The following is a 15,512-nucleotide window of genomic DNA, read 5'->3' as shown; positions in this document are numbered from 1 at the left end:
AAGGGGGGTTTTTTTTTTCATTTTAAACCTTCTGAAAAAACGGATTTTTCTCAAGCCAGAAGGCCGCTCATATTACCTGAGCCAGATTTGTCCACTCTAAATGCTCAAGATAGTACGACTGGCTATTCAGGAGACATTTTGGCTTCGCATCTACATAATGGTCATATCAATATCAAAAATGCTGACCGTAATTGGAAAAAGATGAATTCAGAATTTGTTCAACGGCTGTTGACTGTGTATAAGGTAATGAGCGATCAGTATGGCTATGATATGGTGCTTTTAGAAGGCTATCGTAGCCCTGCAAGGCAGGCAAGATTGCTTAAAAAAGGCACTCATGTGACCAAGGCGGGCTCCTATAAAAGTTACCATCAGTTTGGTCTTGCAGGAGACAGCGCCTTTATTAAAAATGGTAAGATTGTGATCACTGAAAAGGATCCTTGGGCGATGCGAGGCTATAAACTATATGGTAAAGTGGCAAAATCTGCTGGACTTGTGTGGGGAGGAGACTGGCGAATGATGGATCTTGGGCATGTTGAACTACGCAAAAAAGGGGTACTTGGTCGCCCAGAAATGGCGGAAATTTTGACCAGTCAATAATAACTATAGTATTTCAAGGTAAATTGAAAATATGAACAGATGTAAGATAATATCCATAGCATCGATGACAGCTGGTTGTTTGTTAAGCGGGACGCTAACAGGATGTAGCACTGATAAGTTGAGCAAATCCAATAACAATGTCTCTGCGCTGGCAGGCGAGTCTACTATTGCTGATAATATAAAAAGCATCATCAGTAATGGCAAAAACAGTGACAATGACGATCTGCAAAACTTAAAAGCTCAGTTAGAAAAACAGCAACAGCAGATTGAAAACATGAATACCGAGCAGCAGGCTTTGCAAGAGCAACTAAGACGACAAAAATTCACATTAAATATTAAACCGACGGTCAATGCTAATGCTGGACGTACAAACCAAGGCACTGCGAGTATCGCTTATATTGCGTTTTTGGAAGAAGAAAGCCAGTTTACTGAAGTTGAGGAGCTGGCTGCTAAAGAAGTCAGTGTTATCCCTAATCGCGAGACCAGTCTAACTTTAAATATTCCGCAGGATGCACGCTTTATGGCGGTTAAAGTGGGACTTAGATACACCAAAAAACGCTCACAGCTTCTCATTCCGCTTAATAGTCTCAATTTTGATAAGCCACTGGCGCTTCATATAGGCGCATGTGATGTGAGTATAGCGGAGGGTATCAGCCCAGAGCTTGCGCCTACATTTTCGACCAAACTTAAATATTATCAGCAGCCATTAGTCAGCTGTTTGTAGGAGATTGTCTTGAGTAAACACAGAGTACTATGGGGAGAGGGGCTGTTTTTAAGACCTCAGCATTTTCAAATACAAGACACGTATCATAACTCACAGCGCGCCCTGAGTATGATGCTGATGCAACCGTATGCTTACGGAGTATCCGATGTTCAGATAGATAAACAGCTTTTAGAAAGTAACTTATTAAGCTTTCAAAGTATTTACGCTGTATTGCCAGATAGCACAATATATCAGGCACCCCGTATAGATGCATTACCCAAAGGTGTTGCGCTAGATAGTCAAGATCATGGTGATGAGGTCTTTGTGTTTTTAAGTTTAGAGATTGTCCATAATGGTGGCAGTAACATACAAGCAGACCATAATGATAATCCAGCACGCTATGTCAGGGGAGCTATTGAAGCAAAAGATTTATATAGTCAGGCAGCTGAAGCAGTCATTGATGTTATCAAGCTATCACCAAGCCTGCAATTGAGCCATTCCGCGCAAGCGCCCAGTCGAGATACCCTGTCGTTGTTAGTTGCCAAACTGGTGCGCACAACCCAAGGCATCTACCAAGTAGATGAAGATTATATCGTCCCTAGTGTGCATATTAAGAGTAACCCTGCGCTCGTGGGTCAAGTCTATCGTTTGATGACCATGATCAATACCAAATCGACTTCGTTATATGACCATCATCGCCAGTCTAATAATGATTTACTAGAATTTCGCTCATCAGATATCGCATCTTTTTGGCTATTGCATACGCTCAATACCGCATACTCTCAGCTAAATCACTTATATAATAACGCTAAATTGCATCCAGAACGTCTGTATGAGGCGCTATTAAATGTGGCCAGCCAGTTGGCTACTTTTAGCTCATTATATAAAGTAGGCGATTTGCCTTCTTATCATCATGACAATGCTAATGAGTCGTTTAATAGCATCATCTCAATCATTCGTGAGCTACTCAACACCGTGATCGCGAGTAACTTCATCTCAATCCCATTACGTCAAAACAAATCGTCTTACTATACAGGGGAGCTGAGCGGCGACAAAATCACACGCAGCTCACAGCTATATCTGTCTATTAGCTCCTCACTGCCGATGCATGAATTAATCGATATCGTACCACGCCGCTTTAAGGTCGCGACCCCTGATTCGGTAGAGAAGCGTGTCTTATCAGCGCTGCCCGGTTCACCTATCTCACATGTGACTCAAGTACCGAGTGCGATACCTGTGCGGCCAGGATTTAGTTACTTCACCATTGAGCCTGTAGGTGAGCTGTATGATGAGATGATAAAGTCTGAATCCATCTGTATCTATGTGCCAAACGGTTTTGATGATTTAAAAATAGAGCTAATGGCTATCGTACAGTAGTGAATTCTAGAAGCTACTATCGAGCAGCGTTATAAATCGCTACTTGTGTATACACGTTAGTTGATTGCTGTCGTTAAGTAATATCTCCAAAACCAGTATTTTCAAAAATTAAGCATTAGGAACGATCATGTCAGGGAATAATTCAATTGGTTCTGCGCCCTCATTGTTAGATTCAGGTGAGGTGGCATCAAAGGTCTCAGCAATCGGTCTTGATAAACGCATCAGCAGCCAATCGCTGGTTGATATCATGTATGACGGCTTTTATTTAGTGTTCTTACTACGCAACCACTACTTTAGTACCGAACCACATAAGTTTCGTCAAAAGATATACGACTTCCTAGATAAATTTGAGATAAATGCACGCAAAAAAGGCTTTTTATCAGAAGATATTCATGAAGCTAAGTACGCTTACTGTGCGCTGATTGATGAAACCATCATGACCTCGCAGGAGCCAGAATTTCAAACGCTAAAAGACGCATGGGAGATGAACCCTTTGCAATTGGATTTGTTTGGTTCACAAATTGCGGGCAATGAATTTTTTGAGCGCTTAGATGGCTTACGTGAACAAGGCGAGAAGCGTTTAGCTGCACTAGAAGTCTATCACTATGCAATGCTGCTTGGTTTTCAGGGCAAGTACCGTCTTGAAGCACCGGAAAAGATTCGCTATCTCATCTCGCGTTTAGGCGATGAAATTGAACATCTTCGCGGGAATAAAAACGAATTTTCACCATTTTGGGCGATTCCTGATCAGATTAAGCATACTCTCACTAGCGAAACACCGCTATGGGTTATTCTTGCGGTAATGGCTGTATTATTGACAGTCATATTTGCAACCATGTGGCAATTTACTAATAGCTTCTCTGACAATCAGCTTTCCGCCTATGACAATGTGATTCAAGAAAACAAAGAGCAAGCACATATTTCGATCTTCTTACCGTAAATAGTATTAAGCAAGCTATTAAGCCTATAAAGTTCATGCTTAAGTTATTTTAATGTTTAAAAAGCCATTCCATTTGTGTAGTGGGGTGGCTTTTTTATTACATAAATTTATTGCCTGAAAGTTGACGTATTATATAGCTATTAATAACACTCATCTCTGTCGTTCATAGGTCGTCATTGTTACTTTTTAACTTCATCAAGCCATATCTGTTATAGTTAATTATAGTACTATTAGTAACTACAATTTGCTCAATCACCATAACCAATACCACCATAATAATTATTAAAAAATAGGGCTTACAAAGATGGATACCTTAAATATCCTATACTTAGTAGGGGCGTTGTTGATTTTTGCCAGTATCATGGCGAGTACCCTATCGGCGCGCTTAGGCGTTCCGTTGTTACTGCTGTTTTTAGCAGTAGGCATGTTAGCGGGCGAGCAAGGCATCTTAGGAATTGAGTTTTCACAGTATAATATTGCCAACTTCGTCGGGCAGGCTGCTTTAGCTTGTATCCTGCTAGACGGTGGGTTACGTACCTCTTTTAAATCATTTCGAGTCGGTCTAAAGCCTGCGGTTACTCTAGCGACTTGGGGCGTACTTGCAACAGTCATGGTGCTTGGGGTCTTCGTCACTTGGTTGCTCGATGTGGATTGGCGCTTTGGTTTGCTAATGGCAGCGATCGTTGGCTCGACCGATGCGGCAGCAGTGTTTTCTCTATTACGTAATGGCGGGGTCAAGCTAAACGACCGCGTTCAAGCCACGCTCGAATTAGAGTCCGGTGCTAATGACCCTTTGGCTATTTTATTGGTTACAGGTCTAATCGCTCTAAATGTAGATCCTGCTGGGCAGACGGTATTTGGATTTTTAGGCTTACTATTACAGCAGTTAAGCTTTGGCTTGGGAATGGGCTTGCTCTTCGGTTATTTACTATCGAGGCTGTTACCTAAGGTTCATTTAGCGGAAGGTATGTATGCAATTTTGATACTGTCTGCTGGCTTATCGGTCTTTGCAGCTACCAATTTGATGGGTGGTAGTGGATTTTTGGCCGTCTATCTTACTGGTGTGCTAATTGGCAACCATAAGGTGCGCTCAACTGAGCATGTCATGCGAGTGATGGATAGCTTTGCATGGTTATCACAAGCGGTGCTTTTCGTCGTTTTAGGTCTGTTAGTCACACCGTCTAACGTTATCAACGTTTGGCATTATTCAGTGGCAATTGCCGCCTTTATGATTTTGGTTGCCCGTCCCATCGCCGTCTATACCAGTGTGAAGCCTTTTAAGTTTAAAGACAGGGAGATTGGTTTTATCTCTTGGGTCGGTTTACGCGGTGCTGTCCCTATTACTCTTGCCATTTTGCCAGTCATGGCGGGGATAGATGGCGCCTTTATGTTGTTCGATATAGCGTTTGGGGTGGTGGTCTTATCGTTGATTTTGCAAGGAACGACCATTCCTATGATGGCAAATTTATTTAAGGTGCGTATTCCGACCAATAAAGATCCAAAAGAGGAGCATGAAGTCTGGGTATCGGACAAAGCAAGTATCACCTTGTACGAGTTTGAAGTTCAATCAGGAGCGTTTGCTATCGGTCGTCATCCTAAAAGTATCTCCAATCGGGTAAGTCCTGATGAAATTAGTATTTTTGCACTGGTGCGCGGACAACAAATCGTCATTGTCGATGAAAACACCAAGTTAAAATTTGGTGATAGCGTCTGGTACGCCATGAGGGGCAACCATGCCAGTAAAATTGCTAAGATTTTTAATGACACGACGTTAGATCGTAAAGCCATCGATGATTTCTACGGAGATTGGTTATTATCACCCAGTGTAAAGCTTGGAGATTTACCGTTTTTTACCGGTGTTATGGCGTCCGAAACGCTATCAGACAAACTTAAGTCTAAAGGGGAAGATTCATCAGTAGATATGTGGCAGCAGACTGTGGCCGAGTATGTTAAACAAAGCTTGGACACGGCTCCAGTATCGGGTGATACCGTCTCGATAAACGACGAATGGTCGTTGGTTATTAAGGAAGTCGATGACAAAGGAGCGCTGAGAACCATTGGCTTAAAACATCAAGAGTTGCCCACGGTGGTCTAAAAAAATTAAGTTATGAGTCAGACCACAAAAAATTAAGCCAAGCCTGTTAAAGGGTAATGGTCCTGAATATAGGCAATACATAATTCATAAAAGGCTTGTGCAGGTGGAGAGATGGTTTTATCGGCTAGCTTAAAAATACCGATTTGCCGATCCAAAGCTGGCTCCAGTAAGTCAAGCCACACAAGCTCTGGCTCGTTCGACGGAAAAGCAAGCTTGGGCAAAGTCGTGATGCCCAAATCATTGCGCAATAATGAAAATAAAGAAGTAATGTTTTCGACCGTGTAGCGCGCATTGCGATTGAGCACCTCAGCTGGCGTGTTTTCAAGTAGCCGACAAGTGCCATTATAGATAAAGGGCTGCGCGACTAATTGTTGCCATTTAAGCCCTTTTTTTCGTGGTCGCTTTTGCGGCTTTTCTGATTGACTTTTCAACTGATTTAATAAGTTACTTTTTAAGCATACCACGCCAATTGGGTCTGATATAAGCGGGGTAAAGTCGATATCTGCCTGATCCATACTGGTACAGTTGCCTAATGCCAAGTCTACTTCTCCTGCCAATAATCGATTGGCCACACCAACCGCATTATCATCTATCAATACAATCTCGATATCAGGATACTTTTTGGAGTATTCGACCAACACGTTGGGCAATAGCTTGGTGACCAGCGATGGCACGCTGGCGATTCTTATTTTGCCTTTATCGCCTCCTGCCGCCGCTTTTAGATCTTCTTCTAGTGCTTGATAAGTATTAAGAAACTGCTCAATCTTTGGTAAACAGCTCTCGCCAAAAGAGGTGAGCGTGGCCTTATTACCACTTTCAAATAAACGCTGACCGAGCGTTTTTTCTAGCTCTTTGATGGACGCTGATAGCGCTGCTTGCGTGCGATTGGCGCGTTCAGCTGCGGCGCGAAAGCCGCCTTCTTCTACCACAAATAAAAAATGCCGTAATTGCTGTATTTTCATATTCTTTATTGCCCACATTTATTTATAAATAACATAAGCACCATGATAGATTAAATCTATCAATATTAATATTTAATTAGTTAGATTTGTCATTATTAAAAAGGTAGCATGGATGCAACATAGCAATACAGGCTATCAAGTAAACAGCTGATGCCGCCATTTATCTAAGGAAGAACACCGCATGACGACTCAAACCACTAAGCAGCCCGTTAAGACCTCACTTTACGCTTCCAAATCTCCGTTAGAGTGGGCGATTACTAATAATGGCACGCTGTATACCGCCCAGATTCCTATCGATGAAAATGGTGAAGTGGTCGCAGGTGGTATTGAGGCGCAAACTCGGCAAACGCTAGACAACCTAAAACATACTTTAGAATCTGCAGGCGTTGGCATGGATTCGGTATTGCAGGTGCTGATCTATGTGACCGACCGCGAGTATCTCAAAACTGTCAATCAAGTGTATGCTGAATATTTCGAAGCACCATATCCAAACAGAGCTGCTCTTGTTATCTCAGGGCTTGCTCGTGAAGAGATGCTGGTAGAGCTGGTCGTTTATGCTGCTGTGCCTTAAGTTTTGAATAAATTTCTATTCATAAATATATTTATTTTAAAATAAAACAAATACGGTTGTTAAACGTGCTACTGGTATAAATTTTCCTCGCTTGCTGTGCGCTTTGCACTCCAGAGGCTTCACAACCTATACTTAAAAAGAAAGCATCCCAGTAGCACTATTTTCTTCAAAGTAAATCAATTATATAGATAGGTTTCATTTCATATTTTTTATTTACCAGGTTTTTTAATCGTTTTACTAAGGATGTTCTTATGTCAGCCCAAACCACCCAACAAGTATTGCAACAAGACCCAACCAAGTCACTTTATATCAATGGTGAATGGCAAGCGGGCGCTGTTACCATTGCCAATATTAACCCATCTGATACCAGCGAAACCATTGGTGAGTTCGCGCAAGCCAGTCAGGATCAAGTAAAAGACGCCATCGCCGCTGCGCGCCAAGCACAGCCTAAATGGGAAGCGACGCCACTTGAAAAGAAGCAGTCTATCTTGCAAGCGATTGGTGATGAGATGATTGCCCGTTGTGATGAGCTAGGTACTTTGTTGTCACGTGAAGAAGGTAAGCCATTTGCGGAAGGCCGCGGTGAGATTTATCGCGCTGGGCAGTTCTTTCATTATTATGCCGCTGAAGTCTTACGTCAAATGGGCGACCTTGCTGACTCAGTACGCCCCGGTGTCAAAGTGGAAGTCACGCGTGAAGCGGTGGGTGTGGTTGCAATTATCTCGCCTTGGAACTTCCCAACGGCTACTGCGGTATGGAAAATCGCCCCCGCTTTAGCTTTTGGTAATAGTGTGATTTGGAAGCCTGCCAATTTAACGCCTGCCAGTGCGGTGGCAATGGCTGACATTATTCATCGTCAAGGTCTGCCTGAGGGCACGTTTAACCTGCTATTGGGTGGCGGCTCTAGCGTCGGTGATGCGCTTATCCATTCTACAGAGATCGATGCGGTCAGCTTTACGGGCTCTGTACCCACAGGTCGCAAAGTTGCTGCTGCGACGGCACCGAACTTTATCCGCTGCCAGCTGGAGATGGGCAGTAAAAATGCGTTGGTTATCGCTGATGATGCCGATTTGCAGGTTGCTATTGATACAGCAGTTGCTGGCGCGTTTGGTGGTTCAGGACAAAAATGTACCGCTTCGTCGCGTTTGATTGTTATGGACAGTATCCATGATGCCTTCGTCGAAGGTGTGGTTGCCAAAATGAAAACGCTAAAAGTCGGTCATGCGCTGGACGACGGTATCTTTATGGGACCTGTGGTCGATGACAAACAACTGGCGTCAAACATGGATTGGATCGAAAAAGCCAAGCAAGCGGGCGCAAATTTAGCCTTCGGTGGTGAGCGGTTAGAGATGCCACATGATGGCTACTATATGTCGCCAACCTTGTTTACCGAGACTGACAACAGTTGGGATATTAACCAAGAAGAAGTGTTTGCCCCGCTGGCTTGTGTCTTGCGTGTCAAGAATTTAGAAGAAGCGATTGCGATGACCAATGATACGCGCTTTGGTCTGACGGGCGGCATCATCACCCAAAGTCTGCGTAATAGTGCGATGTTTAAAGAGCAAGTACAAGCGGGCTGTGTCATGGTAAATCTAGCGACTGCTGGTACCGATTACCATGTGCCGTTTGGTGGCCGTAAAGAGTCGAGCTTTGGCCCGCGTGAGCAAGGTCAATATGCCAAAGAGTTTTATACCATCGTCAAGACCGCTTATCAAAAAGCGTACTAGTTTTTGATAAAAAGTAGAGGCGTGTTTTGCGTAGGGTGGGTTAGTTTTTCAAACTCTTGCAAAGAGTGCCGACAAAACGTAACCCGCCACTTTAAATATAAATTGTTAAATATCGGTGGGTTACGCTACCGCTAACCCACCCTACGCAAATCTTAAGCTAGAAGCCAGCTCATAAAATTAAGAAAGCATAAAAAAGGGAATGGATATGTATCAAGATCATATCGTTATTGACGGATTACAGTATAGCCATTGGGATCGCGACTACTTCAAGATGCTAAAAGATAGTGGTATCAATGCGGTACATGCTACCTTGGTCTATCATGAAGATGCGCGTCAGACTATGACCCGCTTTGCTGAGTGGCACGCACGTTTTGAGCAAAACAGTGATTTGATTATACCTGTTTATTCAGTCAGTGACATCAAAACTGCAAAAGAGCAGGGTAAGGTCGGTATCTTTTTTGGGGCGCAAAACTGCTCACCCATCGATGATGAAATTGGCCTGATTAGCGTTATGCGCCGCTTGGGTCTCTTGATTATGCAACTGACTTACAACAACCAAAGCTTACTTGCGACTGGCTGTTATGAGCAGAACGATAGCGGCGTTACGCGCTTTGGTCAGCAAGCTATCGAAGAGATGAATCGAGTCGGTATGATTATAGATATGTCGCACAGCGCTGAGCAGTCTACGCTTGAGGCGATAGAAGTCTCCTCGCGTCCGATATGTATCAGTCATGCCAATCCGACTACCGCGCACGATGCCCTGCGTAATAAATCAGATACGGTCATTAGCGCCTTAACCAAAGCGGGCGGGCTATTGGGCTTTAGTTTATATCCGTTCCATTTGCCGAATGGTAGTGATTGTACGCTTGATGACTTTTGCACCATGATTGCCAATTGTGCTGATAAATACGGTGTCGAGCATTTAGCGATTGGTAGTGACTTATGTCTCAATCAACCACAAGCAGTGCTCGAGTGGATGCGTAATGGTCGCTGGTCAAAAGCAATGGATTATGGTGAAGGTAATGCCAACAACTCAGGTTGGCCGGATACTCTGCCGTGGTTCGCTGGCAAAGATGGTATGGAAAATATCTATAACGGTCTGCTTACGCATGGCTTTAATGAGACTGACGCTGGCAAAATCATCGGGCAAAACTGGTTTGACTTTTTAGAGCAAGGCTTAAAGCCTTTGGCTTAAAGAGTAAGGCTCTAAAGCTAATTTTTAAAGGCTCGTTTTTTAGAGGTTCATTGTTTAAATCTGAACTTTGCAAGTTAACACTCCAAAGCGCTTGTTTAAATCTGAACTTTGCAAGTTAACACTCCAAAGCGCTATAAAACGACGTTCGTTTTATAGCGTTAAACCTCTTTCATTTTTATAGTGGATTGACTATAAACCTCTTTCATTTTTATAGTGGATTGACTATATACCCCTGATTTAAACCATGTAACGTTAGCATATGGAGCCACACTATGGCCGATTTAAAAGGATTTAACAGCGATGAGCAAGGACGCTCAGACGTTAACCAAACAGCAGGCACCTTGACCCATGTAGAGGGGCCGACCGATACCTTAGGTCTTAAAAACCCAGCGTTTTGGTACAGTGGCGGTTTTATTACTCTTTTTGTTTTGATGGCTATCTTTGCCGAGGCGCAATTAGCAGAGATCGTCAATGCCAGCTTTGCCTGGTCGGTTAATATATTTGGCCCCTTTTGGCAGATACTGCTACTAGCTACCTTTGTGATTGCTTTGGCTGTGGGCGCTGGTCGTACGGGACGGGTCATTTTGGGTAATCTGCCTGTGCCAGAGATAGACAGCTTTAAGTGGATGGCCATCTTGTTTTGTACGCTACTTGCTGGCGGGGGTGTGTTTTGGGCAGCCGCTGAGCCTATTGCGCATTATGTTACAGCGCCGCCTTTATATGGTGAGTCTGAGAACTTACAACAACGCGCGTTCAATGCCCTGTCACAATCTTTTATGCATTGGGGCTTTTTAGCATGGTCGATCGTCGGTAGCTTAACGGCTATTGTAGTGATGCATCTGCACTATGACAAAGGCTTACCGCTTAAGCCGCGCACCTTGCTGTATCCCGTATTTGGTGAGCGCGTGCTTACCGGTCAAGCTGGCGCCATTATTGATGCTTGTTGTATCGTTGCAGTCGCGGCAGGTACCATCGGTCCGATTGGATTTTTGGGATTGCAAACCAGTTATGCACTCAATGAGCTATTTGGTATTCCTGATACCTTTATCACGCAGCTGATGATCATTGTGTTTGCGATTGCGCTTTATACCATCTCAGCGATTAGTGGTTTGACGCGCGGGATGCAATTGCTCAGTCGTTTTAACGTTACACTGGCCTTTGCGCTGATGGTGTTTATTTTAATCTTTGGGCCGACCAACTTTATCGTGAATGGCTATATTCAAGGTGTCGGTAGTTTGGTTGATAACTTTATCCCAATGGCCACGTACCGTGGTGATGAAGGCTGGCTGAGCTGGTGGACGGTGTTCTTTTGGGGTTGGTTTTTGGGCTATGGCCCGATGATGGCTATCTTTATTGCTCGTATTTCACGTGGCCGTACTATTCGAGAGTTGATTACTACGGTTTGTATTATTGCGCCGCTCGTCACCTGCTTTTGGTTCACCATTGTTGGCGGCTCGGGACTGGCGTTTGAGATTGCCAATCCTGGCAGTGTGAGCACCGCCTTTGAAGGCTTTAATTTGCCAGGTGCGCTATTAGCGGTCACGCAGCAGCTACCATTTCCTTTGATTACCTCGATACTGTTTTTAATTTTGACCACGATTTTTATCGTGACGACAGGGGATTCGATGACCTATACCATCAGTGTGGTCATTAGTGGCGAGCGTGAGCCAAACGCTATGATTCGTACCTTTTGGGGCATTATGATGGGTGTGACTGCCATTGTCTTAATCTCCTTGGGAGCAGGCGGTGTGAGTGCTTTGCAGTCATTTATTGTGATTACTGCGGTCCCGGTGTCCTTTGTCTTATTGCCGTCACTATGGAATGGACCACAGATTGCCCAGAAAATGGCACACGACCAAGACTTATACCGTCCTAACAAGGTTGCGGTTAATCATCGCATTAACGAGGAGAAGCTCGCTAAACAAAAGATTATTGAAGAGAAGTAAATCATCAGTCAATTATCATAAACGATGTGTTATGTATAACATGTTGATTATGATAGTGATTTATTTAAAGTATTAAAATGGTTGTTTTTTAAATGGCTTTGATTAAAAGCACCTCGTTAAAACGGTTAGCCAGTTAACTGGACTGACATATTTTGTAAGGTAGTGGCATTATGAATTTGGTTCACGCAAGCAATGAGAGCATTGACGTAGCGACACTGTCTTTACGCAGTCCTGATGTGGTCATGAATGCTGAGCGGCTGGGCGCCATGCACCAGACGCGTATCAGCTTTGTGCGCACATTACTGCGTAAAATTGATAGAGAAAAATGGACGCTGAGCACGCATCTTTGGGACTTAGATGACAATGGTTATGGACAAGTGATCTACCGTCTGCAAACCCCAGAGCATACTTATCATTTGGTGGTGTTTTGCAATGAGTTGGCAGATGACGAGCGCAATGATCGAGTGATCGCCCAAAAATGGGACGTCACCTTTGGTCTGGTGTTTGGGGAGATCGGTCAGGAGCTGCTCGATAATCTCAAAGCCAATGTGCCGCTGCAAGAAGCGGGTCGCAACTCCAACATGGTGATGGTACTGGCGCGAGCGAATAAAAGTGTACGCGTCTTTGATCATATTGTGAGCGCTTTAGCTGATGGTCAGCAGCCAGACCTTGAGGTACTAGCACAAGTTGGCTATATCTTGCGTACCACGGCAGTCTATGGCAATGGCAAATTTGGTATTTATGATTTTAAGCCATTAGATCATAGCGAAGACTTTAATCAGTCGTTTCGCGCGCAGATGTGTGCCGTTTACTTGCTACGCGAATTTAGCCTTGATTGGGTTGATTTTTTGGCAAAGAAAAAGGGCGGCAACAAAGCAGTCGCACTGCATCCAGAGATTAAGCGCTATCTTGGTATTGGCAATGCGACGGGTCTGGGTATGGCACCGTATCTGATCAATCACCCTTGTATCGTTGATCAGTGGCTCACCACGCGTGAAGAAGCGGTGCAAGCGACCTTGGTCTGTGATATTGAGTCAGAAAAGGTGGCGTATTTTTCCAGCTTGCTTGCGCGTGCGATTCAGCATTTTACCGAAATCGTTACCATCAATGAGCATCAAGCCACATTAAACGAAGCTGTCGTTACAGAGTTGAGTGCGTTACAAAGTGAGCTTATGACCACGATTGAAAGTTACAAAACATGGGCGGAGTTCCTGCAAGCTCACGACCTCTTAAGTTTTGAGAGTCAAGAAGTTATTATCTCTTGCTTAATGGAGCTATACCCTGAGCGTGTGGATTCGTTCCAAGAAAAAGTCAACGCCGATGAAAACTTATCATTACCGAAAGGTAAGGTGATTCAAGATTTGCTTGATGTATTAGAGTCACGTTATCAATGGGCGATTACAATTGATTTTGATGAGCCTGATAATCGCTATTGGTTTTGGTATCGCTCAGTGGATAAAGAAGAGCCACGCATGGGCGTACGCGGTCAAGAGCCAGGTGATGATCGAGAGCTGTCATTAGACATCGCACGGCAAGCAAAAAATCTGTACTTGGCATTACAGCAAGCCGATCCACAGCAGCTCATATCTGAGTTTATGTTGAGCAAACCTAAGTATCGCTCTATCGCTCGCCGCGTATGGACCATGGGACATAAAAAAATGGGTGATATTCAGATGAATGTCTTACATAAGCATACGCCGCCCATGCATCTGCTACGCTGTAAACTATCTATGTTTGGCGCGACCAAGTTCGATCCGAGATCTGATCGCTGGGTGCGAATCACTTTGTTCCAAGGTGCGCCTTTATTTAGCGAAGTACATAGTGATGAATGGCTGTTTCCTTTATTACCTAACTTGTCTACAAAGGATTCATCTACAGAAAATTCGTCTACCCAAAAACTGCCCGCACAAGACTCAACCGTTACTAAGGAGGTTTAAGACATGATTGTATCGCACAATGAAATCGTGGCAATGGTGTATAAAGCCTTTACTGGGATGCACCGAGAAGTAGGCGAAGCTGATGTCATTGCCTCTATGGTGGCTGAGCTTGAGATGGCAGGACTGGACGGTGTACGACATTTTAATAATGCCACCCCTTTTATTTTGTCTGAACAAGATGCGCCCATTGATATTGTCCATCAAGAAGCGGGCGCCATTCGCTTTGATTTGCATAACAGCAGTTTGATTTGTCATTTGCCTGCCATCATGGACTATGCCCTAGAAAAGATGGGCGATTTGGATCATTTTCAGATTTATATAATGAACTGCCACAATCGCTGGCTGGCATATAGTGAGCTGGTCAAGCTCGCTGATAATGGCATTGCCTGTCTGGCGAAATGGGATAATGGCACGGTACCCAAGCATACTTTGTTTACCTTGAACCAAGGCTTTGTCTATCCTGATCTGTACTTTTTTAATGAACCACAAGACAATTATAATACTAATGATATGATCATTGAGCTGGCGACTGCTAACTTCGATATCGAACAAGAAATCGAACACTTTGACCATAAAATATCGACGGATGAATTGTACGCCAACCATCAGCGCTCATGGAAAGAGGGTATCCATATCGATGATGAGCAGTGGGCGATACTCAAAAAAACAGCGGCCGCTATATTGGTAGAAAATAGCGAAGTATCGAGCAAAGGCGCGGGCGGGGTGTAAATCTGACTGATCTTTATACTTTAAATAATTTTTTAATATATTCGGTTGCTCTTGTTGGGTAGTGTAAGCCCAGTTTAGTTGATAGCCTAACTTGTTTATTGACATTAAAAACCCGCTAAATTGTTTTTAGCGGGTTTTTTGCTGTATGATGTGCATTGTCAAAAGTTCTAAGTTATCAATTATCAACACTTCTAATTTATTATTTGTTGAATTATTTTTATATGTCTGTATTATTGGACATATGGAAATAACAACTGCTATCGCAAGCTTCGCGGCACTCTCTCAAGACACGCGTCTAAAAGCCTTTAAATTACTGGTCAGTCAAGAGCCTGAAGGCTTACCAGCGGGTGAAATAGCCCGTCAGCTATGTGTGCCGCATAACACCATGTCCGCGCATCTATCAGTGCTGGCACGAGCAGGGTGGGTGGTGTCAAAACGCCAAAGTCGGCAAATTATCTATCGCGCGTCGTTGTCGCATATGGAGGCGGTCGTGCAGTTTTTGTTGCAAGACTGCTGCGCAGGACATCCAGAGCTGTGTGCTTCGCTGATGGACAGCTTAAGTGGCTGTGAGGCTGCCAAATCTGATAAACAAGATAGTTTTTAGGGCAAGCGCTAAGCTAAGCAGCTAGCTACTTTAATAAACATCTTCTTAATAACTATAGTCGATTCTAAATAAAACAGATACGTTATATGTCAACGTGGAACTGGTATAAATTTTTCTGGCGTGCTGTGC

The 15,512-nt window shown here is 43.8% G+C and carries 13 protein-coding genes; 12 read left to right on the top strand and 1 reads right to left on the bottom strand.

The window, feature by feature from the left end; all coding sequences use genetic code 11:
* The 5 genes from PENNN9_RS08035 to PENNN9_RS08015 all read left to right on the top strand — a co-directional run.
* Positions 1 to 597 (top strand): M15 family metallopeptidase (locus tag PENNN9_RS08035; RefSeq protein ID WP_197409090.1); only part of this gene is annotated, 597 nt, incomplete at its 5' end.
* A 118-nt stretch (positions 598 to 715) separates the two neighbouring features.
* On the top strand, positions 716 to 1,321 hold the full coding sequence (locus tag PENNN9_RS08030; RefSeq protein WP_143505746.1) for a hypothetical protein: 606 nt from the start codon (positions 716 to 718) through the stop codon (positions 1,319 to 1,321).
* 9 nt (positions 1,322 to 1,330) lie between these two features.
* Positions 1,331 to 2,677 (top strand): type VI secretion system baseplate subunit TssK, encoded by a 1,347-nt coding sequence (gene tssK, locus PENNN9_RS08025; protein ID WP_058369179.1) that lies wholly within the window; start codon positions 1,331 to 1,333, stop codon positions 2,675 to 2,677.
* Positions 2,678 to 2,804: 127 nt separating this feature from the next.
* Positions 2,805 to 3,617, top strand: a complete 813-nt coding sequence (gene icmH, locus PENNN9_RS08020; protein ID WP_058369178.1) for a type IVB secretion system protein IcmH/DotU — start codon at positions 2,805 to 2,807, stop codon at positions 3,615 to 3,617.
* A gap of 304 nt (positions 3,618 to 3,921) precedes the next feature.
* Complete coding sequence (locus PENNN9_RS08015) at positions 3,922 to 5,712, top strand: potassium/proton antiporter (protein WP_058369177.1); 1,791 nt, start codon at positions 3,922 to 3,924, stop codon at positions 5,710 to 5,712.
* 32 nt (positions 5,713 to 5,744) lie between these two features.
* On the opposite strand, the gene PENNN9_RS08010 is transcribed toward PENNN9_RS08015, so the two are convergent.
* The gene (locus PENNN9_RS08010; RefSeq protein ID WP_058369176.1) at positions 5,745 to 6,674 is read right to left on the bottom strand and encodes a LysR family transcriptional regulator; all 930 of its coding nucleotides are present in this window, start codon (positions 6,672 to 6,674) and stop codon (positions 5,745 to 5,747) included.
* Positions 6,675 to 6,855: 181 nt separating this feature from the next.
* Between PENNN9_RS08010 and PENNN9_RS08005 the strand changes: the two genes are divergently transcribed.
* From PENNN9_RS08005 to PENNN9_RS07975, 7 genes are all read left to right on the top strand, one after another.
* Positions 6,856 to 7,245, top strand: coding sequence for a RidA family protein (locus tag PENNN9_RS08005; protein WP_058369175.1), 390 nt, complete (start codon positions 6,856 to 6,858; stop codon positions 7,243 to 7,245).
* A 251-nt stretch (positions 7,246 to 7,496) separates the two neighbouring features.
* Entirely contained in the window at positions 7,497 to 8,972 is a 1,476-nt protein-coding gene (locus tag PENNN9_RS08000; RefSeq protein WP_058369174.1) for an aldehyde dehydrogenase family protein, read from the top strand.
* A gap of 205 nt (positions 8,973 to 9,177) precedes the next feature.
* On the top strand, positions 9,178 to 10,167 hold the full coding sequence (locus PENNN9_RS07995; RefSeq protein WP_058369173.1) for a membrane dipeptidase: 990 nt from the start codon (positions 9,178 to 9,180) through the stop codon (positions 10,165 to 10,167).
* Between the two features lie 272 nt (positions 10,168 to 10,439).
* Complete coding sequence (locus PENNN9_RS07990) at positions 10,440 to 12,113, top strand: BCCT family transporter (protein ID WP_058369172.1); 1,674 nt, start codon at positions 10,440 to 10,442, stop codon at positions 12,111 to 12,113.
* 170 nt (positions 12,114 to 12,283) lie between these two features.
* Positions 12,284 to 14,050, top strand: coding sequence for a hypothetical protein (locus PENNN9_RS07985; RefSeq protein ID WP_058369171.1), 1,767 nt, complete (start codon positions 12,284 to 12,286; stop codon positions 14,048 to 14,050).
* Positions 14,051 to 14,053: 3 nt separating this feature from the next.
* The gene (locus tag PENNN9_RS07980; protein ID WP_058369170.1) at positions 14,054 to 14,779 is read left to right on the top strand and encodes a DUF3726 domain-containing protein; all 726 of its coding nucleotides are present in this window, start codon (positions 14,054 to 14,056) and stop codon (positions 14,777 to 14,779) included.
* Positions 14,780 to 15,020: 241 nt separating this feature from the next.
* On the top strand, positions 15,021 to 15,383 hold the full coding sequence (locus PENNN9_RS07975; RefSeq protein ID WP_058369181.1) for an ArsR/SmtB family transcription factor: 363 nt from the start codon (positions 15,021 to 15,023) through the stop codon (positions 15,381 to 15,383).
* The last annotated feature ends 129 nt before the right edge of the window (positions 15,384 to 15,512 follow it).

This window comes from Psychrobacter sp. ENNN9_III, from assembly GCF_001462175.1.
Classification (GTDB): Bacteria; Pseudomonadota; Gammaproteobacteria; order Pseudomonadales; family Moraxellaceae; genus Psychrobacter.
Note: the sequence above shows the minus strand (reverse complement) of the source record. Positions and strands in the feature narration are given on the sequence as shown.